Below are 24,413 nucleotides of genomic sequence, written 5' to 3' on the forward strand. Positions count from 1 at the left end.
CATCTCAGCACACCGGCAGGCCCGGAACGGGGGCGTCGTTGGCGCCGCCCTTGATGTAAACGACGCTGACCCATACGCCGGTGTTGCCGCTGTCGTCGTCGGTCTTCCCCCACCAGACGTTCGTCCACTCCCCGGACGTCTCCCGGTAGGACTTCTTCTCCTGGCAGAAGAAGTAGTTGGTGCCGGCGTAGAGCGTGCCGGCCGGGCGGTGCGCCGAGTCGTACGACGAGGCGGTCTTCCACACCTGGCAGTTGTACTTCCCGCCGCCGATGGGCGTGCACGAAGGGTCGGGAGCCGAGCCGCCGCCGGTGCTGTCGTCGCCGCCCGACGTGCTGCCGCCGTCGTCGCCGCCACCGCTCCCGCCGCCGGTGCTGCCGTCGTCGCCCCCGCTGCCGCCGCCCGAGCCGGAGCCGCTGCCGTCGCCCGTGCCGCCGCCGTCGCCGCCGCCGTCCGAACCGCCGGTGCCGCCGCCCGCCGCGCCTTCCTCCTCGGCGGGGGAGCCGCCGCCGTCCGCGGCCGGCTCGTCCTCCTTCTCCCCGCCCTTCTCCTCCTCGCCGTCCTTCTGGCCCTTCCCGTCCTTCTCGGCGCTGCCGTCCCGCTTCCCGTCCGCGCCGCCCTCCCCGGGCGACGGGGAGGCGGCCCCGGCGGCGGGCTCCTCCGTCTCCTCGCTCGCGGTGTTCTCGCCGTCGTCGCCGCCGGCCAGTGCGTACGTCACGCCGCCGCCGGCGAGCAGCACAGCCGCTGCGGCGGCGGCGACCGGCACCCAGCGGCGTCCGCCGCGGCGCCGTTGCGGCGCCGTCTGCTCGGCCGTACGGGACTCCGTGCCCGCCGGCCCGAGCTGCGGCGGGCCGAACTGGCCCTGCGGGGCGGCGTTGCCCCCGGGCGCAGCGGGCGCCCCCGGCCCGTACGCGCCGGGCGGCGGCGCGGCCGGCACCCGGCCCAGCCGCACCGTGTCCGGCCCCTGGGCCGCCGGCGGCCCGGCCGTCGCGGCGATCGGCTCCAGCAGGGTCCGGGCCCGGTCGACGCCGGCGCGCTCGCCGGGGTCCTTGGCCATCAGCGCCTGCAGCACGGGCGCGAGCGGCCCGGCCCGGCGCGGCTCCGGCAGCGGGTCCACGATGATCGCGGTGATCGTCGACCACGTGGACGTACGGCGGAACGGCGAGATCCCCTCCACCGCCGCGTACAGCGTCGCGCCCAGCGACCACAGGTCGGAGGGCGGACCCGGCTGCTCACCGCGCGCCCGCTCCGGCGCCAGGTAGTCCAGCGAGCCGACCAGCTCGCCGCTGCGCGTCAGATGCGTGCTGTTGCCGTCGGCCGGCTCCTCCATGGCGGCGATGCCGAAGTCCGTGAGCACGACGCGGCCGCCGCGCTCCAGCAGGATGTTGCCCGGCTTCACGTCCCGGTGCAGCACCCCCGCGCGGTGCGCGGCGCCGAGCGCGTCGACCACCTTCAGCCCGATCTGCGCGGCCTCGGCCGGCGTGACACCGCCGCGCTCGCGCAGCACGTCGTCCAGCGACGGCCCGTCGACCAGCTCCATCACGATGACCGGCCGGCCCTCGTGCTCCGTCACGTCGTGCACCGCGACGACACCGGGATGGCGCACCCGCGCCGCGGCGCGCGCCTCCCGCTCCGTACGCAGCCTCATCTCGGCGAGGTCGCGCGCGTCCGAATCGCTGAACGCCCGCAGCTCCTTGACCGCGACCTCGCGCCCCAGCCGCTCGTCGACGGCCCGCCACACGGTGCCCATGCCCCCGCGTCCGAGCTGCCCCACTACCCGGTAGCGCCCGGCGAGTACCCGCCCAGGCCCTTCCGCCCCGTCCCCCATGTGCATGCTCTGCCCCGTATCACGTGTCCAAGAAGTGGCAGCTTACGTCCCATGGGACGTACGGGACGGGTGACTGGTCAGTAGCACCCTCTGGCGCGAAACATGTCCCGCCCCCGCCCGGCACTTGAGGCGATCTTCGCGCCCCGTGTATCCCGGTGGGTGCGACGTCCCGGGGAGGGTCCCGACGCCACGCCTCGCCGCGTGGCCGGCCGAGGGGAGAGGCAGTGCGCGGGAGTGGGGCATCCGAACGGACCGACGGGGCCGCGCACGGCCGCGCGGGTGCGGCCACGGCTGCGGCGTACGGCATCGCGTGCCTGGTGCACCTGGTGACGGCAGGCCTGCTGACCGGCGGTCTGCTGCTGATCGTGCTCGGCTTCGAGACGGTCGTGCAGCCGGTGGTCGGCCTGGTCATGCTCGCACTGGCCGGCAGCCTGCGACCGCCGTTCGCGCGGCTCGATCCGGACCTGCCCGCGTTGCGCCGGGCGGACGCGCCCGCGCTGTACGAACTGCTCGACCGGATCGCCGACACGGTCGGCGTCCGGCGGCTCGACGCGGTCCAGGTCGGCACGGAGTTCACCGTACGGGCCGACGCCTGCGGCATCCGCCGCAGACTGAAGCTGGAGGTGGGACTGCCGCTGTGGCTGACCCTCACGCCGCAGGAGCGGGTCGCCGCCGTCGCGCACGAACTGGGGCGCCACGCCTCCGGTGACCCGCGCCGGGCAGCGCTGGTCAGTACGGCGCTCGCGTCGCTTGCCGCGGGAGCCGAACTGGCCGAGGGCAGGTCGGGCGAGGGGGACACGCACCTGGCCGCCTCCCCGACCGTCCGGTGGGCGGACGACATGGCCCAGGCGGCGGCGCGCTTCAACGCCCGGGGCCAGGTGGCGAACTGGGCCCTGTGGCTCCCCCGGCTCGCCGCCCGCGGCACGGGCCGGCTGCTGCTCCGGCTCACCCGGCCGGGGACGCGGCGCGCGGAGTTCCGGGCCGACGCGCTCGCCGCCCGGACGGCCTCGACCGAAGCGGCGGTCCGCGCCCTACGCGCGCAGGGGCTGGCGGACAGCGTCTCCCTTGAAGTGCACCGTCTGGCGGTGGCCGCGTACACCTTCGGCCGGGCGGGCGGCACCCGGGAAGGCGAGCAGGACCTCTGGGAGAAGCTCGCCGCGCACGCGGCAGGGCTGTCCGACCGCGTACGGGATGCGCCGGCGGAAGCGGGCACGCCCGGGCCGGACGGCGCTGCCGCCGCGGACGGCACCGTCCTTCCCGCCGCCCGCGCGCGGGTGGACCGGCTGCTCCAGGCGCCGCACCTGCCGGCGGTGATCACCCCGGACGCGACCGCAACCGAGGCCATCGGGAACGAACTCCGCGGGCCCATGCGGCTGCTGGCCCGCAAGGTCGTCCAGGACCGCGTCTTCGCCTGAGCCGCCCCCGGTCCCCGCCGCGGCGGCACGCGCTTGTTTGCGTTCTGGTGCAATCCCCGGCCCCGGCATGCCGCGCCGGGCGATCCTGCCGTGACGACCGGAACACAGGGGGACAAGCATGAAATCGTGGCAGACCCGTACATTCCTGGGCGTCGCCGCGCTGGCGGCGCCCTTCGCCCTCGCGGCGCCGGCACCCGCCTCGGCACCCGCGGACGGCGCGGCCGCCGGCGGCTCGGGTACGGCGGCCGCCGCGGAGGCGGTGCCGAACAACGACCCGTCGTTCCTGCAGGTCTACGACGCCAACGTGGAGAACCTGCCGACCACGACGGAGTCCTGCCCCGGCGACTGGCACGACCTCATGTACTACATGCGTCTCCAGGAGTACCGGCCGGACATCTACCTCGTCCAGCAGATCAGCAACCGCGCCCAGCTCGACCTGCTGCTGACGCGGATGGAGGAGCACTTCGGCGAGAGCTACGCCGGCGTCCTCGCCGAGAACAACCCCGCCGACTACGACAACGGCTGCAGTGGCAAGGTGAAGCAGACCAACGGCGTCATCTGGCGTACCGACCGGCTGTCGCTGAAGACGTCCGCCTCGCCGGACAACCGGTGGCAGGCGCAGCGCGAGTACCCCGCCGGCTCGAAGCAGTGCGTCAACAACGACCAGCCGCGGAGCAAGGGCGTCAAGGCCCTGCTCCTCGACAAGCTCTCCGGCAAGACCGTCACCGCCGCCTCCTTCCACTGGCCGACGCAGGAGCACGGCGGCACGTACTGCAACGTCTCCAACGCCGGCGAGCTGAGCAACGAGCTGACCGAGGACGGCTACGGCGTCGCCGACCTCTTCGTCGCGGGCGGCGACACCAACCACTCCGCCAGCTCCACCAACGGCCAGGACAACTGGACCACCTGGTACAAGGCCACCAACGCCGACATCGGCGGCCAGCACCGCTTCCGCGACGCCGTCTACGCAGGCTGCGCCGACGCGGGCGGCTCCATCCCGGACTGCCTCGCCGACAAGTGGACGCTGCACACGACGACGCCCCGCCGTATCGACTTCCTCCTCGCCCGCAACGCGACCGGCGCGCCGCCGCGTACGAGCAACCCGGTCGTCCCGACCTTCGACGAGGGCGACGCGGCCGACCTGGAGCTGACCGGCAGCGACAACCAGGACATGGACTACTCCGACCACCGGTCCGTGGGGGCGCGCATCCACTACTGACCCGCAAGCCGCCCCGGGCAGGGGACACGCGCCGGCACATGCTGCGGACCGGCGCGCGTGGCCGGGGCTTGCCGGAGCCGGGGCGTCCGGTTCCGGTACGGGGCCGGGGTCGGCGGTCGCGCGGACCGCTGCCCCTGGTCCCGCACACCGACCGCTCCCGAAGGCCCGCCCCGCGCCACCGCCCGGCGCGGGGCGGGCGCCTCCTCGGGCCGGGCGCTCGGGGCGGGCCGTTCGGAACGGTCCGCTGGGAACAGTCCGTTGGGAACGCCCCGTCCAGAGCGGGCCGTGCGCCGTCCTCAGCGCAGCAGCGCCAGGACCGACGCCACCGTGTCCGCCTCCGCCGCCGTCTTGTCGTCCCGGTACCGCACCACGCGCGCGAACCGCAGCGTCACCCCCTCCGGATAGCGCGGCGAGCGCTGCACCCCGTCGAACGCGATCTCCACCACCAGCTCCGGGACCACCACCACGCCCCAGTCCTTGTGCGCCACCGCCAGCTCCTGCAGCCGCTCCGTCTGCCACGCCAGCAGCGCGTCCGTCATCCCCTTGAACGTCTTGCCGAGCATCGCGAACGAGCCGTCCTCGCGCCGGGCGCCGAGGTGCAGGTTCGACAGCGTGCCCGTACGCCGCCCGTGGCCCCACTCCGCCGCCAGCACCACCAGGTCCAGCGTGTGCACCGGCTTGACCTTCAGCCACGCCGCGCCGCGGCGGCCCGCGCTGTACTCCGAGTCCAGCGCCTTGACGACGACGCCCTCGTGGCCGCGCGCCAGCGTCGCGACGGTGAACTCCCGCGCCGCCGCCCGCTGCTCCGCGTCCCCGGGGTCGGCCACCTCGATCCGCCGCACGCGGCGCGGCGCGGGCGTGATCCGGGCCAGCTCGGATTGGCGCTCGCGCACCGGCGCGGTCAGCAGGTCGCGGCCGTCGACGGCGAGCAGGTCGAAGAAGACCGGATACACCGGCAGCGTCTCCTGCGCACCCGCCACGTCGACCCGGGAGCCCACCCGGCCCGCCACCTCCTGGAAGGGGCGCGGGTCGCCGCCCGCGCCGAGCGCGATCACCTCGCCGTCGAGTACGGCCGAGGCCGTGCTCAGCTCGTGGGCGGCGGTGACGACCTCGGGGAGCCGGTCGGTGATCTCGTCGAGCGTGCGGGTGTAGATCCGTACGTCGTCGCCGTCCCGGTGCACCTGCACCCGGATGCCGTCGAGCTTCTCCTCCACCGCGCAGGGGCCGAGCTTGCCGATCGCCTCGTCGACGTCCTTCGCGGACTGCGCGAGCATCGGCTGCACGGGGCTGCCGACCGACAGCCGGAAGTCCGCCAGCGCCTCAGGACCGCGGGCGAGCACCGCCTCGGCGACCGTGCCCACGGAACCGGCGAGCATCACCGCGCGCCGCACCCGCGCCGGGTCGGTGTCCACCGCGGCGGCCAGACCCTCGGCGGCGAGCGCGTCCAGCGCGCCCTGCCGCAGCTCGCCGCCGATCAGCCCGGCGAGGAACCGCTGCTCCTCCGTGGTGGCGGCGCCCAGGAGCTCGTGCAGCAGCCGGCGCCGCTCGGCCTGCGCGCCCTTGCCGGAGACGGCGGCGATGGCGTCGAAGGCGTCGTGCACCTCGCGCACGGTGAGCTGCGGCTGCCGGGCCGCCGCGGGCGCGTCCTTCAGCGCGCTCCAGCCCACCCCGGTCCTGCGCTGCGGCAGCCGCCCCGCCAGGTACGTGACCACGAGGGGCGCGTCGGCGGGATCGGCCTCGCGGAACACCGCGGCGAGCAGCGCGGTCTTCTCCGTACGGGCCCGGGTGGCGGCGATCTCCCGCGAAGTACGGGCGATGTCGGCGAAGAGCATGTCCCCATCGTCACCCACCCCGCTGACATCCGCCCCGCGACGGCCGCCGACCCGGGTCAGCGGCCGCCCATGAACCTGCCCAGCGGCGCGACCAGCTCGTCCTCCTCGTACGACAGGTGCGACAGCAGCGCCTCCGCCAGCAGGTCGACCGCGCCGCGCAGCTCCGCCGTCCCCTCCGGGTCCGCGACGAAGGCGACCAGCGCGCGGTCGACGCGCTCCAGTACCTCGTGTATGACGAGGTGCTCCTCCGACAGCCGGTCGAGCACGGGCGCGAGCCGCGGGTCGAACCTGCGCAGCTGCGGGAACAACTGCTGGTCCTCGGTGGTGTGGTGGAGGGTGACGAACCGGCAGTACGCGGCGCAGTGGGCGCCGAGGGACCAGTTGTTCTGCCGCAGGGTCATCGTCGCGATGTGCGAGCGGGCGGCGGCGGCGGTGAGGGTTCCGCCGGCCACCTGGACGACCAGCTCGCGCAGCCGGTCCAGCTCGTCGCGCAGGTGGTCGTGGACCTCGACCAGGTGGTGGCCCGCGGAGACGTCCTCGCCGGGGCCGGCCGTACGGGCCGCGGGCACGGTGGGGCGGGTGCTCTCGTTCCAGAGCACTGCTCTCGAAGTGGACCGCTGCTCTCGACCATCCGTACCGGGCGGACCGCCGTCACTCGGCTGAGCCGGCACCCGGGCCCCCTCCCGCTCGTCGTACACCCGCTCAGGCACCGCGCCCACGCTCCCCGGCGACCAGTTCGCGAACGGCCGGGGCGACCTCGCCGGCGAAACGCTCGATCTCCTGCGGGTCGCCGGTCAGCAGGAGGAACGTGCTCGTGCCGTACGACAGCGCGAACTCCGCGAGCTGCTCCGCCGGGTGCTCCTCGCCGAGGTTGAGCAGCCGCCGTACGTCCCCGGGGGCTCGCCCCGCCGCCACCGCCGCCTCGTCGATCACGGCGTTGCCGTCGGCGATCGCGGCGGGGGAGTCGAAGTACGGCAGCGAGGGCAGCCACCCGTCCGCCGCGCGGCCGACGAGACGCAGCATCCGCGGCTTGTACGCGCCGAGCCAGATCTCCATGTCGTGCGCCGGCCGCGGCCCGCGCTTGGCGCCCTGCACCTGGTAGTGCCGCCCGTCGAACCGGATCCCGCCGCGGGCGTCGGTGTCCCAGGTGTCCCGGATGATCCGGATCCCCTCGTCCAGCGCCTCGACGGCCTCGCCCGGCGAGCGCCGCGGCCCGCCGAGCGCCGCGATGGCGTCCCAGAACCCGCCGGCGCCGAGCGCCAGCTCGAACCGGCCGCCGCTGAGCAGGTCCAGGCTCGCGGCGCTGCGCGCCAGCAGGGCGGGCGGGCGCAGGGGGAGGGGGTGGACGTTGCCGGACAGGGTGATCGAGTCCGTGCGCGCGGCGACGTAGGACAGCAGCGTCCAGGTGTCGAGGAAGGCGGGCTGGTACGGGTGGTCCTGGAAGGTGACCAGATCGGCGCCGGCGCGCTCGGAGAGCTGTGCGAGCGCGACGGTCGCCTGCGGGTCCCGGCTGGAGGGGACGGGGTTGATGCCGAAGCGGAGATCGTGGCCGTAGTCAGGCATGGCGCTTCCTCAGCGGACGGGGTTTAGTTCGTGATGCGAACCAGATTATTTCGCGCCGCGAACTAGTGTCAAACTGGGTGTGTCCCCGGAGGTGTCATGACGACAGAACAGACGGCACCCGCACCGGCACCGGTGAAGGCGGCGGAGGCCGACGACGCCGCCGCGGCCGGGCTGGCGAGCGCGCTGGTACGGCTGACGCAGATGCTGCAGCACGTCCTCGCCGAGGCCGGGCGCGGGCACGGCCTCACCCCGCAGCAGGTCCAGCTGCTGTGCGCGCTCAGCAGCGGCCCGGTGGGGATGAGCGAGCTGAGCCGCTGGCTGCGCCTGGGCAAGTCGGGCCTGACGGGTCTGGTGGACCGCGTCGAGCGGCGGGGCCTGCTGGCCCGTACGCCGGACGCCGACGACGGGCGCGCCTGCCGGATCGCGCTGACCCCGGCGGGGGAGGAGCTGGCCGGCCGCGCGCACGCCGAGGTGACGGCCCGGATCGCCGGGATGGCCGCGGGCCTGGCGGCCGGCGAGCGCGCCGCGCTGACGGACGCGGTGACGCGCATCCTCGACGCCGCACCGTGCCGGACGCCGTCGCCGGAGGCGTGGCCGGACCAGGTGTGAGCCCGGTCCGTACGGCAGCGGCGGGGCGCTCTCCCGGCGCCCTCGTCAAGCGGTGCGGCGGGTGCTACGTTCCTCCGCCATGACGCTGCGGGGAACTCTGAGTCGTACAGCGGTCGCCTGCCTCGGCGCGGCGGCGCTCGCCGCCGGCCTCGGCCTGGCCGGCGGCCCGGCCCACGCCGAGACGGACCCGGGCACGCGCGCCGGTACCGATCGCATCGGGCCGGAGCGGGGCCTGCCCGGCTGGAAGCTGAAGGACACGGGCAGCGAGTCGCGGCTGCGCGGGCTGTCCGCGGTCGGCCGCGACACCGCGTGGGCCTCCGGCTCCGGCGGCACCGTGCTGCGCACCACGGACGGCGGCCGGAGCTGGCAGGACGTGTCGCCGCCCGGGACCGAGGCGCTGGAGTTCCGCGACATCGAGGCGCTGGGCCGGCGCAGCGCGGTCATCCTGTCCATCGGGCCGGGCGAGGACTCCCGCATCTACCGCACCGACGACGCCGGCGCGACCTGGACCGAGACCTTCCGCAACGACCACCCCGACGCCTTCTACGACTGCGTCACCTTCTTCGCCGGCGGCCGCGACGGGCTCGCGCTGAGCGACCCGGTGGACGGCCGGTTCCGCATCCTGTCGACGTCCGACGGCGGCCGCTCCTGGAAGGTCCTGCCCGACGACGGCATGCCGCCGGCGCAGCAGGGCGACGCCGCGTTCGCGGCGAGCGGGCAGTGCCTGGTGAGCGCGGGCCGCTCGGACGCCTGGTTCGCCACCGGCGGCGGCGCGACGGCGCGCGTCCTGCACTCCGCCGACCGCGGCCGCACGTGGACCGCCGCCGAGTCCGGCATCCCGGCGGGGGACCCGGCGCGCGGCGTCTTCGCCCTGGCCTTCCGCGACGCCCGCCACGGCCTCGCGGTCGGCGGCGACTTCCAGCCCGGCAACCCGTCGCCGGACGCGGCGGCCCGTACCGGCGACGGCGGCGCGAGCTGGACGGACGCCCGCAAGCCGCCGCCGGAGTACCGCTCGGGCGTGGCCTGGCTGCCGCACAGCCGCACCGCGGCCCTGGCCGTGGGCCCGACCGGCTCGGACGTCACGTTCGACGGCGGGCGCACGTGGCACGGCTTCGACTCCGGTTCGTACGACACCGTGGACTGCACCGCGGACCTGGGCTGCTGGGCGGCGGGGGAGCAGGGCAGGGTGGCGCGCCTGGAGTAGCCGGCGGGCACGTCGGGACCTAAGACCGTGGTGGTCACGCCCGGCTGCTCCCTACGGTTGACCGGTCCCCTGGAACGGTGCCGAACCGCTGGAGCCCGCCGCGTGACCACCCGCACAGCAGCGCTGATACGCCGCCTCGACCTCGACCCCGGGGTGCTGCGGGTGCTGTCGGTGACGTTCCTGTGGGTGGCCCTGACGTGCACCGCCATGCTGATCCCGATCGCCCTCACGCTGCTCCCCGGCTATGAGGCGTGGAAGTTCACCACCCGCGACCTCGGCCCGGCCCTCGGCCTGGCCGCCGGCTTCGCCCTCGTCGCCGCGTTCCTCGCCGGCTCCCGTACGTCCCTGAAAGCCGCCGCCGCCCGCCTCACCACGGCCCTGGGCCTGCGCCCCGGCACCCGCCGCACGGCCACGGTGAGCCTCGCCGCGGGCATCGCCGCCGGCGCCCTGTGCCTGGCGGCCGCCGAACTCCTCGTCCGCGTCCCCGGCCTGTCGTCCACCCCGGCCGCGGAAGACCCCCGCTACACGGCCGTGGCCGACACCTCCACCGCCGTCCGCCTCCTCGACGGCGCCCTGTCGGCACCGGTCCACGAGGAACTCCTCTTCCGCGCCCCCCTCCTGCTCCTCCTGACGTTCCTCACCACCCCCCGAGCCCGCGAGACACTCCCCACCCCCCTCCTCCGCCACACCGCCTTCACCGCAGCCGCGGCCCTCTCTGCCCTGGTCTTCACCACCGGCCACGAGCTGGGCGGCCCGGTCAACCTGATCTTCGCCGCCTTCCTCGCGGCAACCACCACGGCCCTGCTCCTGTGGCGCCGCTCGATAGTCCCCTGCATCGTCGCCCACACCTTCCACAACACCGCGATCACGGCCCTCTGGCTCTTCTGACCCGGCAGGGGCCGCCGGACAATCGGCTTTGCGGGACCAGGGGGTGGATGCGGTATGGTTCTCGTGCGCGATCGGCCAGGGAGAAACCCCAGGTCGTCCGGGCACCGGGACGTGGCGCAGTTTGGTAGCGCACTTGACTGGGGGTCAAGGGGTCGTGGGTTCAAATCCCGCCGTCCCGACGGTGCTGAAGAGGCCCTTTGAGCGGGAGAAATCCCAGATCAGAGGGCCTTTCGCGATTCGCTGACGCACCGTTAATCTGACGCTACGTCAGACCCTCGGGGACCACCGCTTGGGGATCACGGTTCCCGAAGGAAGCCTGGTCAGAGCGTTTTCTTGGGGACCAAGATCACATCTGATTTGTATGATTCCTACAACGCTCGAAGTGTTGCTGCGAGAGAGCCTCCGAGGCCGTCGGTGCACCCGACAGATGGGCACTGAGCGACTGCCGCGCCCGCTTCAGGGCGTGAACACCGGGATGCAGGTACCGCTGGGTGGTCAGCAGTGAGCCGTGCCCGGCGATGATCCGCAATACGTGCAGGGAAACGCCGGCGCCGGCAATCCATGTGAGGCCGGTGTGGCGGAGGTCGTGCCGGCGGAGGTGCTCGTAGGCGAGCTTGGTGACCACGTCGTCCCAGTGGGTGGCGTCCCGCAGCACGGCGGTGGTGATCCGGCCGCCGCGGGGTCCGGTGAACAGTCGGGCATCGGGGTCGGGGCCGGCGGTCAGGAGGCGCTGGGCGACCATGGGGCGAAGCTGCCGATCAGCGGGACGCGTCGGGCCATCTTTCCTTTGGTGCCCTTGTCGATCAGTCCGCCCGGGGCGGGAGTGGTCTGGCGGCGGACGGTCCAGATCCAGTTGACCGGGTCGATGTCCTTGACGCGGACACCGCCGGGTTCAGGGCGATGATGCCGTCACGGACAGCCTGCTCCATCACCCGGACCAGTACCGAGAGGCTGTTCCTCACCGAGGACCGGCCGACCTCGTCGGCAATCCACCCGTAGACGCTGCGGTCCACCGCGCCGTTGCTGACCAGCGGAACGGGAATGTGTCCCAGACTCGGTACCACGCGCGGCTTCCAGCCCGCGAGATACGGGTCATGCGTCCTGGTCTCCAGGCCACGCAACGCCAGTCGCAAGTTGGCCTCGCCGTAAACAGCCAGCGGCTGCGTGTACGTTGCCGGGTCGATACCGCGCAAGGCTGCGGCGGTGAGGGCATCGATCAAGTCCCGTGCCGACTCCTCCGTGGGGCAAGCCTCGGATGCCGACAGGCGCTCCTTGGTGGCCGTTTCAGCAGAAGCGGCGGTCACGAGCGCCTGGTCAACCCGGCGCAGGCGCAAAAGCCAAGTTCACCCCACCCGAGCGGATCCTGGCCACCGTGCTCCACCTGCGCAAACTCGCCACCATGGGCCTCCTCGGTCAACTCTTCGGTGCCACCTCCATGACCATCAGCCGCGCGAAACAGCAGGTCCATCAGCTCCGGAGGGGCTTCTTCGCGTGTCTGTGGTGCGGGTGTGGGCGTCGTCCAGCAGGGTGCGCAGGAGCAGGGAGTTCGGGGCCATGGCGGTCGTGAGGGTGGCCGGGCCGGCGAGGGGGGTGATCGCGGCGCGGCCGGGGGCGAGGACGTACGCCTCCGCCGGGGTGTCGGCGAACTCGGGAGCGGCAACGAGCAGTTGGCCAGATGCGCGGTTGTCCGCGAGTACGGCGGGTCCGTCCCATGCGGGGGCGCCGGGGCCGTAGTCGGTGGTCTGGTTGAGGAGGGGCCGACCGCCGCTGCGTGCCGTGAGGCGCGAGATGAGCCTGCCGGACGGCTCGCCGGTGCGGCCGAGTACCTGCTCTTCGCGGAAGACCAGGCGGGCGGTGGGGGCGAGGTCGACGCGGTACGTGACGTGGAGCCGGCTGCCGCGTACGGAGACCAGCGGTTCGGGTAGCCAGCGCAGTTCGGCGTCGTCGTCGACGGTGAGGCGCACGTCGTAGCGGGCGGGCTCGCCGGTGGTGCCCGGCAGGGCCAGGGTCGCGGCGGCGCTGGTGATGCACAGGGCGGCACCTGACTCGACGCGCACGTCGAGCCGCACCCGGTCGCCGCCGAGTGGCCCGGCCATGGCCCCGACCAGACATACCCGCGCCTCCCCAGCGCCCGCCCGGATCCGGCGCAGGGCAAGCGGCCCGTCCCCGGCCAGCTCCGGCAGCGCGGTGCCGCCGCGTGCGTGGGGGGCGGCGGTGATACGGGCGTGGGCGCGGACTCCGCCGGCGGGCGCGCGTGCGGCGGGCGCGGCCCTGCCGTCCGTCACGCCGTGCGCCACGCGGCGACGCGCTCGCGCAGCCAGTCCGCGACCGGCCGTACGCCGCCCTCCCGCGCCAGCGAGGTGAACACGACCGGCTTCTCGCCGCGTTGGGCCCGCGCGTCGCGCGCCATGCGCGCCAGGTCGGAGCCGACGTATGGGGCGAGGTCGGTCTTGTTGACGACGAGCAGGTCGGCCGTGGTGACGCCGGGTCCGCCCTTGCGGGGGATGTCGTCACCGCCCGCGACGTCGATGACGAAGAGCTGCACGTCGGCCAGGCCGCGGGAGAAGGTGGCCGTGAGGTTGTCGCCGCCGGACTCGACCAGGACCACGTCCAGCGGCCCCACCGTCGCCTCCAGGTCCTCGACGGCCTCGACGTTGGCGGAGATGTCGTCGCGGATGGCGGTGTGCGGGCAGGCGCCCGTCTCCACGGCGGTGATCCGCTCGGGCGGCAGCACGCCCTCGCGGAGCAGGAACTCGGCGTCCTCGCGGGTGTAGATGTCGTTGGTGACGACGGCCAGCGACAGCTCGTCGTGCAGCAGCCGGCACAGCGCGGCGACGGTGGCGGTCTTGCCGGAGCCCACCGGGCCGCCGAGTCCGACGCGCAGGGCGCGGCGGCCGGGCGCCGCGGCCGGGGCCGGGGCCGGTGTCGGGGGTGCACCGGGGCGATGCGTGGCGGGTCCGTAGGTGTAGCGCTGCGGAGGTGTCCCGGGGTGGTCGAGGTGCATGCCGTCTCCCTGTTCGTACGAGGACGCTGATGTCTGTCTATGAGGCGAAGAGCCGCCCCGCCCGTACGGCGTGCTCCTCGGCGGCGATGTCGAGGAGCGGGGCGCTCGCCGCGGGCAGCAGCTCGCCGGGGTCGGCGCCGGTGCGGCCGTCGGCGGCGGCGCGTCCACCGGCCGCCGCGGCCCGCGCGGCGACGTCTTCCAGTGCGGGGGCGAGGCGGGCGAGGACGGCGGTGGCCTCGAAGGGGTCGAGCCCGAGGAGCCGTACGGTCGCGGTCGTCGGCCCGGAGACCGCCTCGTAGAGGGCCGCGTGGGCGGCGTCCACGGGGCCGAGGCCCGCGGCCCGCGCCGCGACGCCCAGGACGACGGGCTGGTGGACGCCGCGCGGACGGGCCTCGGCGAGGGCGTCCAGCTCCGCGGCCGGCCAGGCGGCGCGGGTGGCGCGTAGTAGCTGGCGGCCCAGCCGGCGTGCGGTGGCGCGCAGGGCGGGGGAGGGGGTGCGGGCGTCGGCGGCTTCGTCCAGGCGCAGCGGGTCGGCTCCGGCGCAGGCCGCGGCGGCCAGGGCGGCGGAGGTGAGCCCGGCGGTGTGCAGTCGGCCGCGGCAGTACGCCTCCAACCCCGCGGCGTCGGTGATCCGCCCGGCGGCGACGGCCTGTTCGGCGCCGCCGGAGTGGGCGTGGCCGCCGGCGGGGAAGCGGCCGTCGGCGAGGACGAGCAGCGCGGCGCGGGCGGCGGGCGGCGGCAGCGACGGCGGCGGCATGACTCAGAACAGGAAGTAGCGCTGGGCCATGGGCAGCTCCGCCGCCGGGGCGGGCTCGACCACGTCGCCGTCGATGGTCACGGTGAAGCTGTCGGCGTCGACCCGTACATCGGGGGTCGCGTCGTTCAGCTTCATGTCCGCCTTGGTCAGCGAGCGCGTGGAGCGGGCCGCGACCAGCGCCTTGCCCAGTCCGAGGCGTTCGCGGAGGTGGCCGTCCAGCGCGAGGGGGGAGACGAAGGAGACGGAGTTGGCGTGCGGGGCGCGGCCGGCGGCGCCGTACATGGGGCGCGGCAGGACCGGCTGCGGGGTGGGGATGGAGGCGTTGGCGTCGCCCATCTGCGCGTACGCGATCTGGCCGCCCTTGAGTACCAGTTGCGGCTTGACGCCGAAGAACGCCGGGTCCCACAGGACGAGGTCGGCGAGCTTGCCGGGCTCGACGGAGCCGATCTCGTGGTCGACGCCGTTGGCGACGGCGGGGTTGACCGTGTACTTCGCGACGTACCTGCGCGCCCGCAGGTTGTCGGCGCGGCCGTCGCCGGGCAGCGCGCCGCGCCGCTTCTTCATCACGTGCGCGGTCTGCCAGGTGCGCAGCACGACCTCGCCGATGCGGCCCATGGCCTGGGAGTCGGAGGAGATGACGGAGATGGCGCCGAGGTCGTGCAGGACGTCCTCCGCGGCGATCGTCGAGGGCCGGATGCGGGACTCGGCGAACGCGAGGTCCTCGGGCACGGCGGGGTTCAGGTGGTGGCAGACCATCAGCATGTCGAGGTGCTCCTCGACGGTGTTGACGGTGTGCGGGCGGGTCGGGTTGGTGGAGCTGGGCAGGACGTGCGGGGCGGAGACGACGGTGATGATGTCGGGGGCGTGGCCGCCGCCGGCGCCTTCGGCGTGGTACGCGTGGACGGTGCGGCCGGCGACGGCGGCGAGGGTGTCACCGACGAAGCCGGCTTCGTTGAGCGTGTCGCTGTGCAGGGCGAGCTGCGCGCCGGTCTCCTCGCACACGGAGAGGCAGGCGTCGATGACGGCGGGGGTGGCGCCCCAGTCCTCGTGGATCTTGAAGCCGAGCGCCCCGCCGCGCAGTTGGCTGAGCAGCGCCTCGCTGGAGACGGTGCTGCCCTTGCCGAGCAGGCCGACGTTGACGGGGACGCCGTCCATGGCCTCCAGCATCCGGGCGAGGTGCCACGGCCCGGGAGTGACGGTGGTGGCCTTGCTGCCTTCTGCGGGACCCGTGCCGCCGCCGATGAGGGTGGTGACGCCGGCGGCGAGCGCTTCGTCGGCGAGCTGGGGGCAGATGAAGTGGACGTGGGCGTCGACGGCGCCGGCGGTGAGGATCTTGCCGTTGCCGGCGATGATCTCGGTCTCCGGGCCGATGACCAGCTCGGGGTGGACGCCGTCCATGGTGTCGGGGTTACCCGCCTTGCCGAGGGCCGTGACGCGCCCGTCACGGATGCCGACGTCGGCCTTGACGACGCCCCAGTGGTCGAGGACGACGGCGCCGGTAATCACGGTGTCGGGCGTGCCGTCGGCCCGGGTGGCGCGGGAGACGCCCATGGACTCGCGGATGACCTTGCCGCCCCCGAAGACGGCTTCGTCGCCCGCGCGCCCCGGGCCGCCGGCGCGGTCCTCCTCGATCTCGATCAGCAGGTCGGTGTCGGCGAGCCGGATGCGGTCGCCGGCGGTGGGTCCGAAGAGGTCCGCGTACGCGGCGCGGGACAGCTCAGCCATCGAGCGCCCCGCCCGTCTCGCCGCGCAGCCCCGGCACGACGCGCCGGCCGGCGAGTGGGACCAGCTCGACCTCCACTGGCATGCCGGGCTCGAAGCGCACGGCGGTGCCCGCGGCGATGCCGAGGCGTCTGCCGCGGGCGGCGGCGCGGTCGAACTCCAGGCCCGGGTTGGCCTCGGCGAAGTGGTAGTGGGAGCCGACCTGGACGGGCCGGTCGGCGGCGTTGAGCACAGTGAGCCGGATGACGTCCGCGCCCTCGTTCAGGCGCACGGCCCCGGCGCCGTAGCGGATCTCTCCTGGGATCACGGCCGGTCTCCCGTCAGGCGATGGGGTCGTGGACGGTGACGAGCTTGGTGCCGTCCGGAAAGGTCGCCTCCACCTGCACGTCGCGCAGCATCTCGGGGATGCCGTCCATGACGTCGTCGCGGGTGAGCACCGTACGGCCCGAGGCCATGAGCTCGGCGACGCTGCGGCCGTCGCGGGCGCCTTCGAGTACATGGGAAGTGATGAGCGCGACCGCCTCCGGGTGGTTGAGCCGCAGCCCGCGCGCCCGCCGCTTCTCGGCGACGTCCGCGGCCACGTGGATGAGCAGCCGTTCCTGTTCCCGGGGAGTCAGTCGCACGCGTCCCACCGCCCTTCCGGCTCCTGTCCTCCGGGGCCGTCCCGGCCCGGAGTCCGGCCACGCTAGCCCGCGCTCTTTTCGGGCGCGTTACGCAGTCGGCGCCGGACCGCCGCCGCCCGGCGCCCCGGGCGGCTCAGCTCGTCCCGGGCGGGCGGTCGAGAAGGAGGTCGGCGGCTCGGGCGAGGACGTCGGCACGGGTGCGGTGGCCGTGGTCGGCGGCGAGGAAGTTCGCGCCGATGGCCACGCAGAAGGCGAGCAGGCTGCGGGCCTCGACCTCGTCGGGGTCCGGGCAGAAGGTGCCGATCATCTCGCGCAGCAGGTCCATGCGTACGTTGTCGACCCGCCGCAGGCGCTCGGCGACCGCTTCGTCGCGGCGGGCCCAGTCCCGGACGGCGAGGTCGATGGGGCGCAGGCGGTCGTCGGAGAAGGTGAGCATGCCCGCCCGGTGGATCTTGGTCTTCGGGTCGCCGCCCTCCAGTTCGACGCGTTCGACGACCTCGTCGGTGCTCTCCCGTTCCCAGGTGTCCAGCATCGCCTCCAGCAGCGCGCCGCGGTCGGCGAAGAACCCGTAGAACCCGCCCTTCGTGACGCCGAGCCGCTTGGCGAGCGCCTCGACACGGACGGCGTCCGGCCCGCCGGCGGCCAGCGCCCGCAGCCCTTCCTCGATCCACCGCTCGCGTGGCGTGCGCGCCGTGGCCACGATGTGTCCCACCTCACCTCTCCATGAATATACGGTCGCGTATAAATGGGCTAACCTCGGATCTATACGCTACCGTATAGATGAAGGGAGTGGGTGAGATGTCCTTCGACATCGCCGCTTTCCCATGCGGGTGCCTGTCTGCCGGGGAGCAGTGGTGACCATGAGGCTGCCGACTTCCGTGCACACCTCCCGCCCGTGGCGGATCCACGAGATCGCCGGGGACTTCACGGTCGAGGACGTGTGGGCCCTGCCGACTCCCGGTGGAGCTGACGATCTCGTGTGGCTGGTGCGGCAGATCGCCGAAGGAATCAGCTCCGGAGTGAAGGGAGACGACTTCGTCTCCCGCGTGCTCTTCGCCGTCCGGTGGAAGCTCGGGGCGCTGCTCGGCTGGGACAAGGCTGCCACCGGCCCGGGCGCTCGGACGGCTTCCCTACGCGACCGGCTGCCGGCGGACCTCCGCGAGGGCCCCCGGGGCCCCGACCTCGGCACGTCCCCTTTCACCTCCCTCTACCTGAGGGACGACGAGTGGGCCGCCGAGATGGGCAACAAGACCGTGCACGCGGTGATGCACATCGGCTGGGTCCCCGACGGCTCCGGCGGCTACCGCGGCCGGATGGCCGTCCTGGTCAAGCCGAACGGGTTGCTCGGCGCCGTCTACATGGCCGGGATCAAACCCTTTCGCTACGTCGGCGTGTACCCGGCGCTGATGCGCTCCATAGGCCGCGAGTGGCAGGCGAACGCCGCCGCACGGCGGCTCGTGCGCTGAGAGGGCCGCCGAAACGCCGCGGTGTGCGGATGTCCGTACGGATGCCACCGCGTCCCGCGCGCGCCGCCGCCCGACGAAGAAGGCAGGACCCCGATGATCCGCACCGCAGTCCCATGCCTGCTCACGCTCGTCCTGGTGGTGATCGGCATCCTCCACTTCGTCTGGGCGTTCGCACCCTGGCCCTGGCCCTGGCCCTGGCGCGACAAGGTGACCTTCACCAGGACGATCGCGGGCAGCGACGCTAAGCCCGCGCAGAAGCCCTAGTCAGACCCGGGGATCAAAAACAGCTACGGAGATCGGCTGCGGAACCTGGCCCCATGGCCTCCTCTGCACAACCGCGTGCGCCCGCGGCGCCGGCCCGGATAGAGGGGTGCCGTCCGGACGGGCAACGATCAGCTGTGCAGCGGCCGGGGTCGGCTCGACGCCTTTCGAGACCTCGTTGAGGGCGGACGGTGACGGGTGCTCATGTGCTCTGCCGTATTCGGGGAGGGGCCCCGGGTGATCTTGTTCTTGAAGTCGGGATGAGGGGGAGGTCACCCAGGGCCTTCTGCGGGAGTGCGGGAGACGAGGAAGAGGGCGATGTCGTCGTTGTTTTCCGCGGCGACCGTCTCCTTCGCCCGTTTCACGATCCTGTCCGCGAGCACGTCCAGCGGCTCGCCGCCGGCCTGGGCGAGCGTTTCCGCGAGCCTGTCGATAGAGGTGCCCAGGTCCTTGCCGGGCCGCTCCACGAGGCCGTCGGTGTAGAGCGCGAGCATCGCGCCGGGTGGCAGGGGCACCTCGACCGTTTCGAAGCGGACGTCCTCCTCGATGCCGAGCAGCAGTCCGGGCGGCAGGTCGAGGGCCTCGGTGCGGTGGTCGGCGTGGCGGAGGATCGGCGGCAGGTGGCCGGCGGACGCCAGCAGGGCACGCCTTCCCGGCATGTCGATGTGGGCGTACAGGCAGCTGCAGAACATCCTGCCGCTCAGTTCCATGAGCATCCGGTTGGTGTGGGCGAGTACCTCTTCGGGGCGGGCGCCCACCCGGGCCTGGGTGTGCATGGAGGTGCGGATCTGTCCCATGAGGGCGGCTGCCTGGACGCTGTGCCCCTGAACGTCGCCGATCACGGCACCGACTTGGCCGCCGCCGAGGTCGATCAGGTCGTAGAAGTCGCCGCCGACGTCCAGCGCGTGCGTCGCGGGCTGGTACCGCGCCGCGGCCTCCAGGCCCGCCACGCGGGGCAGGCTGCTGGGCAGGAGTCCGTCCTGCAGCCCCCGGGCCACCCGGGCGTTCTCGTCGTAGAGCCGGGCGCGGTCCAGGGCCTGCGCGATCATCCCGGTCAGTGTGGTGAGTTCGGCGCGCTCGTCCGGGGGGAACTGCCGTGGTCTGTCGTAGCCGAGTACCCAGCAGCCGAAGGTGTTGCTGGAGAGGGTCAGCGGCAGGAAGGCGAATGCCTCCATGTCCCGATAGTGCTGGTGCTCCGGGTAGGCGCGGACCAGTTCGGTGTTGGTCGGGTGGAAGCCGGGGACGCCGGTTGCGATGGTCCGTGCGCCCTCGGTCTGTGCGGCCAGCGGCGTGCCGTCGAAGTATTCATCCATTCCCGGGGGGAAGCCGCGGGAGCCGAGCACCCGCAGCCGGCCCTCGTCGGCGATCAGCAGGGCGAGGCCCTGGGTGTCGAGGACCGGCATCATCTGCTCGACCAGCGACTCCCATACCTCTTGGACGCTCGTCGCTTCGGTGAGGGCGGAGGCAAGGTGCAGCAGGTGGAAGAGGGTGCCGGCGCGTGCGGGGACGCCGGGAGGCGCTTCGTCGGCCGGCTGCCTCCGCTCGGATCCGTTCTCACGCCTGTCCTGCGGCGTGATCCGTACGGTCACACCGGTGGCATCCGGGTAGAGCCGAAAGGACAGCCGGGGTCCGCCGGGCCGTCGGGTGGAAAAGCCGGTGGGCAGGCGGCTGAAGAGCGCGGAGAGGTAGGCGTTCTCATGAGCGGGGTCGCCCAGCCACGGAAGCACTTCCCAGGGTTCGCGGTGGAGCAGCTCGGAGCGGTCGTGGCCGAGCAGTTCGGCAGCCGTTGTGTTGAGGAAGGTGATCTGGCCGCGCAAGTCGAGTGCGACCAAGCCCTCGGCGAGGCGTTCGGTGAGGGCGGCGCCGGGCTCCTGGTAGCGGGCGGGCGGCGGCTGGACGGCAAGCGGCTCGTGCCGCGGTTGCACCGGGTGCCCCTGATCGGCGGCCTCCTTCAGCATCCCGGCCATCCGCTGTGCCGCCGTGCGGACCTGCGCCAGGTCGTCATCGGACGGCCGGGCGGAGCCGGTGTCCGGCCACAGCAGCAACACGGCGCCCCGGCTGGTCCCGTCGGCCACCAGCGGGACAACGTACATGGCCACCGCGTACGGGAAGGCCAGCGCGGTGCGGGGGAACCGTCGAGCCAGTTCCTGCTGGTCGGGAAGCCACACCGGGCCTTGTGAACGGGCGGCCTCGGCCACCGGCACCGGCGCGGCCAGGGACACACGCGACCACGGCCGGGCCAGATTCCGGGACACGCCGGTGACCGTCGTCATCCGCAGCGCCCCCGGGATCTGGATGTACAGCCCACCCACATGCGCCCCCGCGGCATGCGTGACCTGGTCAAGTACCTGGTCGAGGCGTGCCGCCGCCGCCTGCGCCGGGGCGCTGTCCTCGCGACCGTCCACGTCGCATCCCCTTCAGTAGGGCCCGCGGACTGTTCGCGGAGATCGCCACCGACCACGGAGCGCATCATGCGCACGAGTAAGCGCTACGTGCCCCCTTCCGACGGATTCTTCGCGGATGCGGGTAGAAGATCGCGACATCACTCGGGCCACGCGTTGTTCTGGATGATCTGCACGAAGTTCTCGCGCTGGAACGAGGGGTCGAAGTGTGCGAGGACGTCGTCGTTCATGGTGCCGAAGGTCGTCGAGGGACGGTCGGCCATGCCGTCGTAGAAGGCGCGGATGATCTTGTTCTTGAAGCCGGGACGCGGGTGCGCGGCGACGACCTCGGCGCGCTGCCGGTCAGTGATCTCATCGAGGCCGAATCCGAGGACATCGGTCTCGACACCGAGGGTGACGACAGCGGTCTCGGGGGCGAGGTGCATCGGGACCTCGGGCGTGGTGTGCAGCGCGATCGCCAGCCACACGTCGCGCGCTTCCTTCTCGGAGCGGCCGTGGTCCCGGAGGAACCCGTAGGCCGCCCGCGCACCGTCGAGCTCGAAGCGCCTGTCCGTGGTGCGGTAGGCGCCGGTCAGCCCGAGGTCGTGGAAGAGTCCGCCGACGTAGGCGAGTTCGGGGTCCACATCGGTGCCGCGGGTCTTCGATTTGAGCATCCCCCAGAAGAAGACGCGGCGGGAGTGGTGGTAGATCGTGTCGTCGGCGGCGCCGCGGACCAGCGAGGTCGCGTCGCGGACAAGGGCGGTGTCCGGGACGGTGATCCCGGCGATCGTCTCAGGCATGGGGGTGGTCCTACCTTCGTGCGTGTCTGAGCAGGGCCATCCGGCAGACGGTCATCTCCACGATCGCTGGCGGGGCACCGAACTCGTGAATGTTCTAAATAATCAGGATTCTATAGATTCGGTTGTTTAGTCATAGTATCGACCGGCCATGCCTCCTTGGCTGATCAGGGGTCCTGGTGATGCGACTTGCTCGTAGGCGAGAACGCGCAGGAGGTCGGGCTTCTCGGCGGCTTCGGTTCGCGGCGGTGCGGAGATGATGGGGAGTCTTGGGGCGTCCCGCGGCGCGCAGGGCCCTGCGGCCGAGATTTGGCCTCGGCCCCGTCATCCCGCCCAAGCCGCACCGCATCCGCCAGTGCTGCAGCGACGCGGTCGGCGTACTGCGATTTCTCGTCCAGTCCAGGCGGAACCGGCGCTGCCCGACGGTCCATGTCTTCCGCCACGGACGGCTCAGGCGGCGAGTCGGTGCAGCGAGTTGCAGGCCCGCCTGTACTGGTTTGTACTTATATGCGAAGGCGCGGCGGCAGAGGGGGCGGCGGCGCCGACACCGGCCGCGAGGGCGACAGCAGCGAAGATCCGCTTCGTACGCGTCAGGCTGTGCCCAACGCCCCTGAGCCATGACGGAGACGCTCCGCTTCTTCGGTTGAACGGCCGGCGCCGCCTCCGGCCAGTCCCGGCTCTCAGGACTCCGCGGCCAGTCCGAAGTGCGGCGCGCTCTCGTCGTTGAGTGCCGACAGGAAGCCGGCCGGAGTGTCGGTGACTCGTCCAGGCTGCGGGCGCTGAAGAGCACCGGCTGGTAGCCGGAGATGTCGTAGTCGGTGGCCAGCATCGCGCGGATGTCCAGCGGGCGGATCCGAGCCTGTCTCAGGCGGCAGATCTCCCCGTACGAGGAGAGCAGAGCCGCCCCGTACGCCTTGGGTGCCCCTCCCTCGTCGAGGACTCCATACTCCAGGGTGAACCAGTACACGTCGGCGAAGGCCGGCGAGGCCAGGTGGGTCCCGTGGCCGAAGACGTCATGGGTGACGTCCGGTTCGGGGGTGAACATCGGTACGGCCGGGTGGCGTACGAACTGCACGGCGTGGAAGTACCCGTCGGCCATCGACCCTAGGAACCTCTTGTTGCCGACCACACCGCCCGCGAGGGTGAAGTCGAAGCCCGTCAACCTCCGCAAGTGCTGCCCGACCTCGGCATGCTGCGGGATGCGGTCCGCTGGAACGGGCGCCTGTTCACGGGCGTCGAGGGCGGCACGGCAGGCATGCTCATGTTGGGCTTCCCAGAGCCGCTGGTGGACGGTCCGCCAGGTCCGGTGCTCGGCCTCGGTGTAGTCCACTCGTGGTGAGGGGTCACCGACCCGGTGCCCGCGAGCCAGCGAGGCGATGCTCCGACGCCGCAGAAGGTAGTCGGGGTCACTGAGGCCCGGGTGCTTGGCGGCCGTGTCGAGTCGGCCGTCGGTCGCGATCGGAGTACGCACGTGAATCACGAACCGATTGTTCCGGCCGGCGCGCAGCCGGAGCACCCGGACACGCCTGCCCCAGTCGAAGCACAGGGGCTCGGCCCCGCCCGGCTCCCGACCCGTCGCACTCACCGCCGCCCGGGGCGGGGAAGCATGCCGTCGCCTGGCAACGGGGCGGCCCTCAGGAAGCGGCACAATCCTGCTTCGCCTCGGGGACTGCTACCTGCAGCAATCCCCTGACATCCTGCCAGGATGCAATCTGGGAGCCTCGCCGGATGCCATGATCGAGTCTGCGCGCCAGATGGTGGCTGACGGCGTTCCTCGGCCGGGATAAGCACGGTGGCTTCACCGTCATGGCGAAGATGCTGCCCACTGGCGACGATGTATCGCCCGCAGCCAGGCGAGCGGTGGCGACGATCAGGCAGATGCTTGCAGAAACCGCGGGCGAAGCAGCGCGATCTCCTCGACGCTTTCGCCAACCATGGCTAGAGACTGGCGAGTGTCGGCGGTGGACCGCTGTCCAGCACAGCGCGCCGGGTTCGACGCCGCCGATATCGCGTGCCTGTTACGCCGGGGAGGCTGCCACTGCCGTGCACAGGTTCGTCTTCGGCAGCGGGAGATGATCGCCGGTGTGACCAGAGTGAGGCGCCCGGTGCGGGGCGAAGCCGATTGACCGACATTGACCGGGGCGCACGACGGCCCGGTGGCCGGCTGCCAGGATCATCTCAGCCGGGGGTCCAGGCAGCATGGGGAGGAAAGATGAAAGCGATCAGAAGTGCCGGCATCGGCGTGGGCGCTCTCGTGATGGCCCTGACCGCGGCGACTGGAACGACGGCCCACGCCCAAAGCTCGGCGTCCGCATCAGTCACCGCGGTACCTGCCGCTCTCGCCGCATCGGCCCCCGCGGCACCTGCTGCTCCCGCCGCCTACCCGACTAGCCCTGTCGATGTCACGTACGGGAACACTTACGTCCGTGGCACTCTGACCTGGTACTACAGGTCGGTCGGCTTCACGGGAACGTGGCGTGCCATCCCCAGCAGCGGCTGCCGGAGGGTGTTTATTGAGACATACGACTCCGGTGGCCACCCGTTGGGCGCCAGGAGCACCAGCACCCTGTGCGACGGGGTGAAGCCCGTCGAACTGACGATCCCAGCTGATATACCTGGTGGGGCTGCGACGGTCGGGGTCTGTCTTGACGACGGGGATGCCAGGCACCTCAAGTGCCGAATCTACACCCATCCCTAATCAGCCACCCGACCGCTCTCCCGCGGGGTTCATCCGCGGGAGAGCGGTTCGACCCGGCGCCGAAATCGATGGTGTCCGGGCTGGGGAACTGCGCGGTCGTCCCGGCTTTGGCGACGCCCTGAGTGAGGCGCGGCCATGGCTGGGCGCCT

At 72.9% G+C, this 24,413-nt stretch carries 23 protein-coding genes, 1 tRNA gene and 1 pseudogene; 9 read left to right on the forward strand and 16 right to left on the reverse strand.

Going from position 1 to position 24,413, the window contains the following annotated elements; all coding sequences use genetic code 11:
• Window positions 1-4: 4 nt before the first annotated feature.
• Complete coding sequence (locus tag LG396_RS26305) at window positions 5-1,825, reverse strand: serine/threonine-protein kinase (RefSeq protein ID WP_372483571.1); 1,821 nt, start codon at window positions 1,823-1,825, stop codon at window positions 5-7.
• Between the two features lie 224 nt (window positions 1,826-2,049).
• Here LG396_RS26305 and LG396_RS26310 point away from each other — a divergent pair, with 224 nt between their 5' ends.
• Entirely contained in the window at window positions 2,050-3,240 is a 1,191-nt protein-coding gene (locus LG396_RS26310; RefSeq protein ID WP_225796645.1) for a M48 family metallopeptidase, read from the forward strand.
• A gap of 118 nt (window positions 3,241-3,358) precedes the next feature.
• Entirely contained in the window at window positions 3,359-4,459 is a 1,101-nt protein-coding gene (locus tag LG396_RS26315) for a hypothetical protein (RefSeq protein WP_225796646.1), read from the forward strand.
• Window positions 4,460-4,755: 296 nt separating this feature from the next.
• Here LG396_RS26315 and LG396_RS26320 read toward each other — a convergent pair whose 3' ends face one another.
• The 3 genes from LG396_RS26320 to LG396_RS26330 all read right to left on the reverse strand — a co-directional run bounded on the left by LG396_RS26320 (window position 4,756) and on the right by LG396_RS26330 (window position 7,854).
• Window positions 4,756-6,291 carry an ATP-dependent DNA ligase gene (locus LG396_RS26320; RefSeq protein WP_225796647.1) on the reverse strand — a complete coding sequence of 512 codons (1,536 nt, stop codon included), beginning with the start codon at window positions 6,289-6,291 and terminating at the stop codon, window positions 4,756-4,758.
• A 56-nt stretch (window positions 6,292-6,347) separates the two neighbouring features.
• On the reverse strand, window positions 6,348-6,890 hold the full coding sequence (locus tag LG396_RS26325; RefSeq protein ID WP_225796648.1) for a hemerythrin domain-containing protein: 543 nt from the start codon (window positions 6,888-6,890) through the stop codon (window positions 6,348-6,350).
• 103 nt (window positions 6,891-6,993) lie between these two features.
• Window positions 6,994-7,854: an LLM class flavin-dependent oxidoreductase gene (locus LG396_RS26330; protein WP_026276499.1), complete on the reverse strand. Its 861-nt coding sequence runs from the start codon at window positions 7,852-7,854 to the stop codon at window positions 6,994-6,996.
• A 96-nt stretch (window positions 7,855-7,950) separates the two neighbouring features.
• Here LG396_RS26330 and LG396_RS26335 point away from each other — a divergent pair, with 96 nt between their 5' ends.
• The 4 genes from LG396_RS26335 to LG396_RS26350 all read left to right on the forward strand — a co-directional run bounded on the left by LG396_RS26335 (window position 7,951) and on the right by LG396_RS26350 (window position 10,734).
• On the forward strand, window positions 7,951-8,463 hold the full coding sequence (locus LG396_RS26335; RefSeq protein WP_225796649.1) for a MarR family winged helix-turn-helix transcriptional regulator: 513 nt from the start codon (window positions 7,951-7,953) through the stop codon (window positions 8,461-8,463).
• Between the two features lie 79 nt (window positions 8,464-8,542).
• The gene (locus LG396_RS26340; RefSeq protein ID WP_225796650.1) at window positions 8,543-9,667 is read left to right on the forward strand and encodes a WD40/YVTN/BNR-like repeat-containing protein; all 1,125 of its coding nucleotides are present in this window, start codon (window positions 8,543-8,545) and stop codon (window positions 9,665-9,667) included.
• A 102-nt stretch (window positions 9,668-9,769) separates the two neighbouring features.
• Window positions 9,770-10,555, forward strand: a complete 786-nt coding sequence (locus tag LG396_RS26345) for a CPBP family glutamic-type intramembrane protease (RefSeq protein WP_225796651.1) — start codon at window positions 9,770-9,772, stop codon at window positions 10,553-10,555.
• 105 nt (window positions 10,556-10,660) lie between these two features.
• A tRNA-Pro gene (locus LG396_RS26350) sits at window positions 10,661-10,734 on the forward strand.
• Between the two features lie 167 nt (window positions 10,735-10,901).
• Here LG396_RS26350 and LG396_RS26355 read toward each other — a convergent pair.
• Both LG396_RS26355 and LG396_RS26360 read right to left on the reverse strand, forming a co-directional pair.
• A complete protein-coding gene (locus LG396_RS26355) occupies window positions 10,902-11,297 on the reverse strand; it encodes a tyrosine-type recombinase/integrase (protein WP_225796652.1) in 396 nt (131 codons plus the stop codon).
• 61 nt (window positions 11,298-11,358) lie between these two features.
• On the reverse strand, window positions 11,359-11,775 hold the full coding sequence (locus LG396_RS26360) for a hypothetical protein (protein ID WP_225796653.1): 417 nt from the start codon (window positions 11,773-11,775) through the stop codon (window positions 11,359-11,361).
• 78 nt (window positions 11,776-11,853) lie between these two features.
• Between LG396_RS26360 and LG396_RS40025 the strand changes: the two are divergent.
• Window positions 11,854-12,029: pseudogene (locus LG396_RS40025) on the forward strand (ISAzo13 family transposase); the annotation flags it as partial.
• Here the strand turns inward: LG396_RS40025 and LG396_RS26365 are convergent.
• From LG396_RS26365 to LG396_RS26395, 7 genes are all read right to left on the reverse strand, one after another.
• Window positions 11,998-12,852, reverse strand: a complete 855-nt coding sequence (locus tag LG396_RS26365) for an urease accessory protein UreD (protein ID WP_225796654.1) — start codon at window positions 12,850-12,852, stop codon at window positions 11,998-12,000. The pseudogene LG396_RS40025 and the gene LG396_RS26365 overlap by 32 nt on opposite strands.
• Entirely contained in the window at window positions 12,837-13,559 is a 723-nt protein-coding gene (gene ureG / locus LG396_RS26370; RefSeq protein ID WP_225796655.1) for an urease accessory protein UreG, read from the reverse strand. Before ureG ends, LG396_RS26365 begins: the two co-directional genes overlap by 16 nt.
• 37 nt (window positions 13,560-13,596) lie before the next feature.
• Entirely contained in the window at window positions 13,597-14,316 is a 720-nt protein-coding gene (locus LG396_RS26375; protein ID WP_225796656.1) for an urease accessory protein UreF, read from the reverse strand.
• A 3-nt stretch (window positions 14,317-14,319) separates the two neighbouring features.
• A complete protein-coding gene (locus LG396_RS26380; RefSeq protein WP_225796657.1) occupies window positions 14,320-16,041 on the reverse strand; it encodes an urease subunit alpha in 1,722 nt (573 codons plus the stop codon).
• Window positions 16,034-16,345: an urease subunit beta gene (locus tag LG396_RS26385; RefSeq protein ID WP_225796658.1), complete on the reverse strand. Its 312-nt coding sequence runs from the start codon at window positions 16,343-16,345 to the stop codon at window positions 16,034-16,036. Before LG396_RS26385 ends, LG396_RS26380 begins: the two co-directional genes overlap by 8 nt.
• A gap of 13 nt (window positions 16,346-16,358) precedes the next feature.
• Complete coding sequence (locus LG396_RS26390; protein ID WP_225796659.1) at window positions 16,359-16,661, reverse strand: urease subunit gamma; 303 nt, start codon at window positions 16,659-16,661, stop codon at window positions 16,359-16,361.
• Window positions 16,662-16,794: 133 nt separating this feature from the next.
• Window positions 16,795-17,373, reverse strand: a complete 579-nt coding sequence (locus LG396_RS26395; RefSeq protein ID WP_225796660.1) for a TetR/AcrR family transcriptional regulator — start codon at window positions 17,371-17,373, stop codon at window positions 16,795-16,797.
• A 148-nt stretch (window positions 17,374-17,521) separates the two neighbouring features.
• On the opposite strand from LG396_RS26395, the gene LG396_RS26400 reads away from it, so the two are divergent.
• Together LG396_RS26400 and LG396_RS26405 are read left to right on the forward strand one after the other, a co-directional pair.
• Window positions 17,522-18,127 (forward strand): DUF2867 domain-containing protein, encoded by a 606-nt coding sequence (locus tag LG396_RS26400; RefSeq protein WP_225796661.1) that lies wholly within the window; start codon window positions 17,522-17,524, stop codon window positions 18,125-18,127.
• A gap of 93 nt (window positions 18,128-18,220) precedes the next feature.
• Window positions 18,221-18,391: a hypothetical protein gene (locus LG396_RS26405; protein WP_225796662.1), complete on the forward strand. Its 171-nt coding sequence runs from the start codon at window positions 18,221-18,223 to the stop codon at window positions 18,389-18,391.
• Between the two features lie 269 nt (window positions 18,392-18,660).
• Here the strand turns inward: LG396_RS26405 and LG396_RS26410 are convergent, their stop codons facing one another.
• From LG396_RS26410 to LG396_RS26420, 3 genes are all read right to left on the reverse strand, one after another.
• The gene (locus LG396_RS26410; protein ID WP_225796663.1) at window positions 18,661-20,793 is read right to left on the reverse strand and encodes a SpoIIE family protein phosphatase; all 2,133 of its coding nucleotides are present in this window, start codon (window positions 20,791-20,793) and stop codon (window positions 18,661-18,663) included.
• A 137-nt stretch (window positions 20,794-20,930) separates the two neighbouring features.
• Window positions 20,931-21,569 (reverse strand): HD domain-containing protein, encoded by a 639-nt coding sequence (locus tag LG396_RS26415; protein WP_225796664.1) that lies wholly within the window; start codon window positions 21,567-21,569, stop codon window positions 20,931-20,933.
• Window positions 21,570-21,699: 130 nt separating this feature from the next.
• A complete protein-coding gene (locus LG396_RS26420; protein ID WP_308190126.1) occupies window positions 21,700-23,214 on the reverse strand; it encodes a hypothetical protein in 1,515 nt (504 codons plus the stop codon).
• Window positions 23,215-24,413 lie beyond the last annotated feature (1,199 nt).

Source organism: Streptomyces aculeolatus, from assembly GCF_020400605.1.
GTDB lineage: Bacteria > Actinomycetota > Actinomycetes > Streptomycetales > Streptomycetaceae > Streptomyces > Streptomyces aculeolatus.

Bases quoted from the DNA above. Each gene is read 5' to 3' on its own strand.
- LG396_RS26380 (WP_225796657.1), bottom strand. From the start codon at position 16,041: ATGGCTGAGCTGTCCCGCGCCGCGTACGCGGACCTCTTCGGACCCACC.
- LG396_RS26375 (WP_225796656.1), bottom strand. From the start codon at position 14,316: ATGCCGCCGCCGTCGCTGCCGCCGCCCGCCGCCCGCGCCGCGCTGCTC.
- ureG (WP_225796655.1), bottom strand. From the start codon at position 13,559: ATGCACCTCGACCACCCCGGGACACCTCCGCAGCGCTACACCTACGGA.
- LG396_RS26335 (WP_225796649.1), top strand. From the start codon at position 7,951: ATGACGACAGAACAGACGGCACCCGCACCGGCACCGGTGAAGGCGGCG.
- LG396_RS26355 (WP_225796652.1), bottom strand. From the start codon at position 11,297: ATGGTCGCCCAGCGCCTCCTGACCGCCGGCCCCGACCCCGATGCCCGA.
- LG396_RS26415 (WP_225796664.1), bottom strand. From the start codon at position 21,569: ATGCCTGAGACGATCGCCGGGATCACCGTCCCGGACACCGCCCTTGTC.
- LG396_RS26405 (WP_225796662.1), top strand. From the start codon at position 18,221: ATGATCCGCACCGCAGTCCCATGCCTGCTCACGCTCGTCCTGGTGGTG.
- LG396_RS26305 (WP_372483571.1), bottom strand. From the start codon at position 1,825: ATGGGGGACGGGGCGGAAGGGCCTGGGCGGGTACTCGCCGGGCGCTAC.
- LG396_RS26400 (WP_225796661.1), top strand. From the start codon at position 17,522: ATGAGGCTGCCGACTTCCGTGCACACCTCCCGCCCGTGGCGGATCCAC.
- LG396_RS26330 (WP_026276499.1), bottom strand. From the start codon at position 7,854: ATGCCTGACTACGGCCACGATCTCCGCTTCGGCATCAACCCCGTCCCC.
- LG396_RS26320 (WP_225796647.1), bottom strand. From the start codon at position 6,291: ATGCTCTTCGCCGACATCGCCCGTACTTCGCGGGAGATCGCCGCCACC.
- LG396_RS26340 (WP_225796650.1), top strand. From the start codon at position 8,543: ATGACGCTGCGGGGAACTCTGAGTCGTACAGCGGTCGCCTGCCTCGGC.
- LG396_RS26315 (WP_225796646.1), top strand. From the start codon at position 3,359: ATGAAATCGTGGCAGACCCGTACATTCCTGGGCGTCGCCGCGCTGGCG.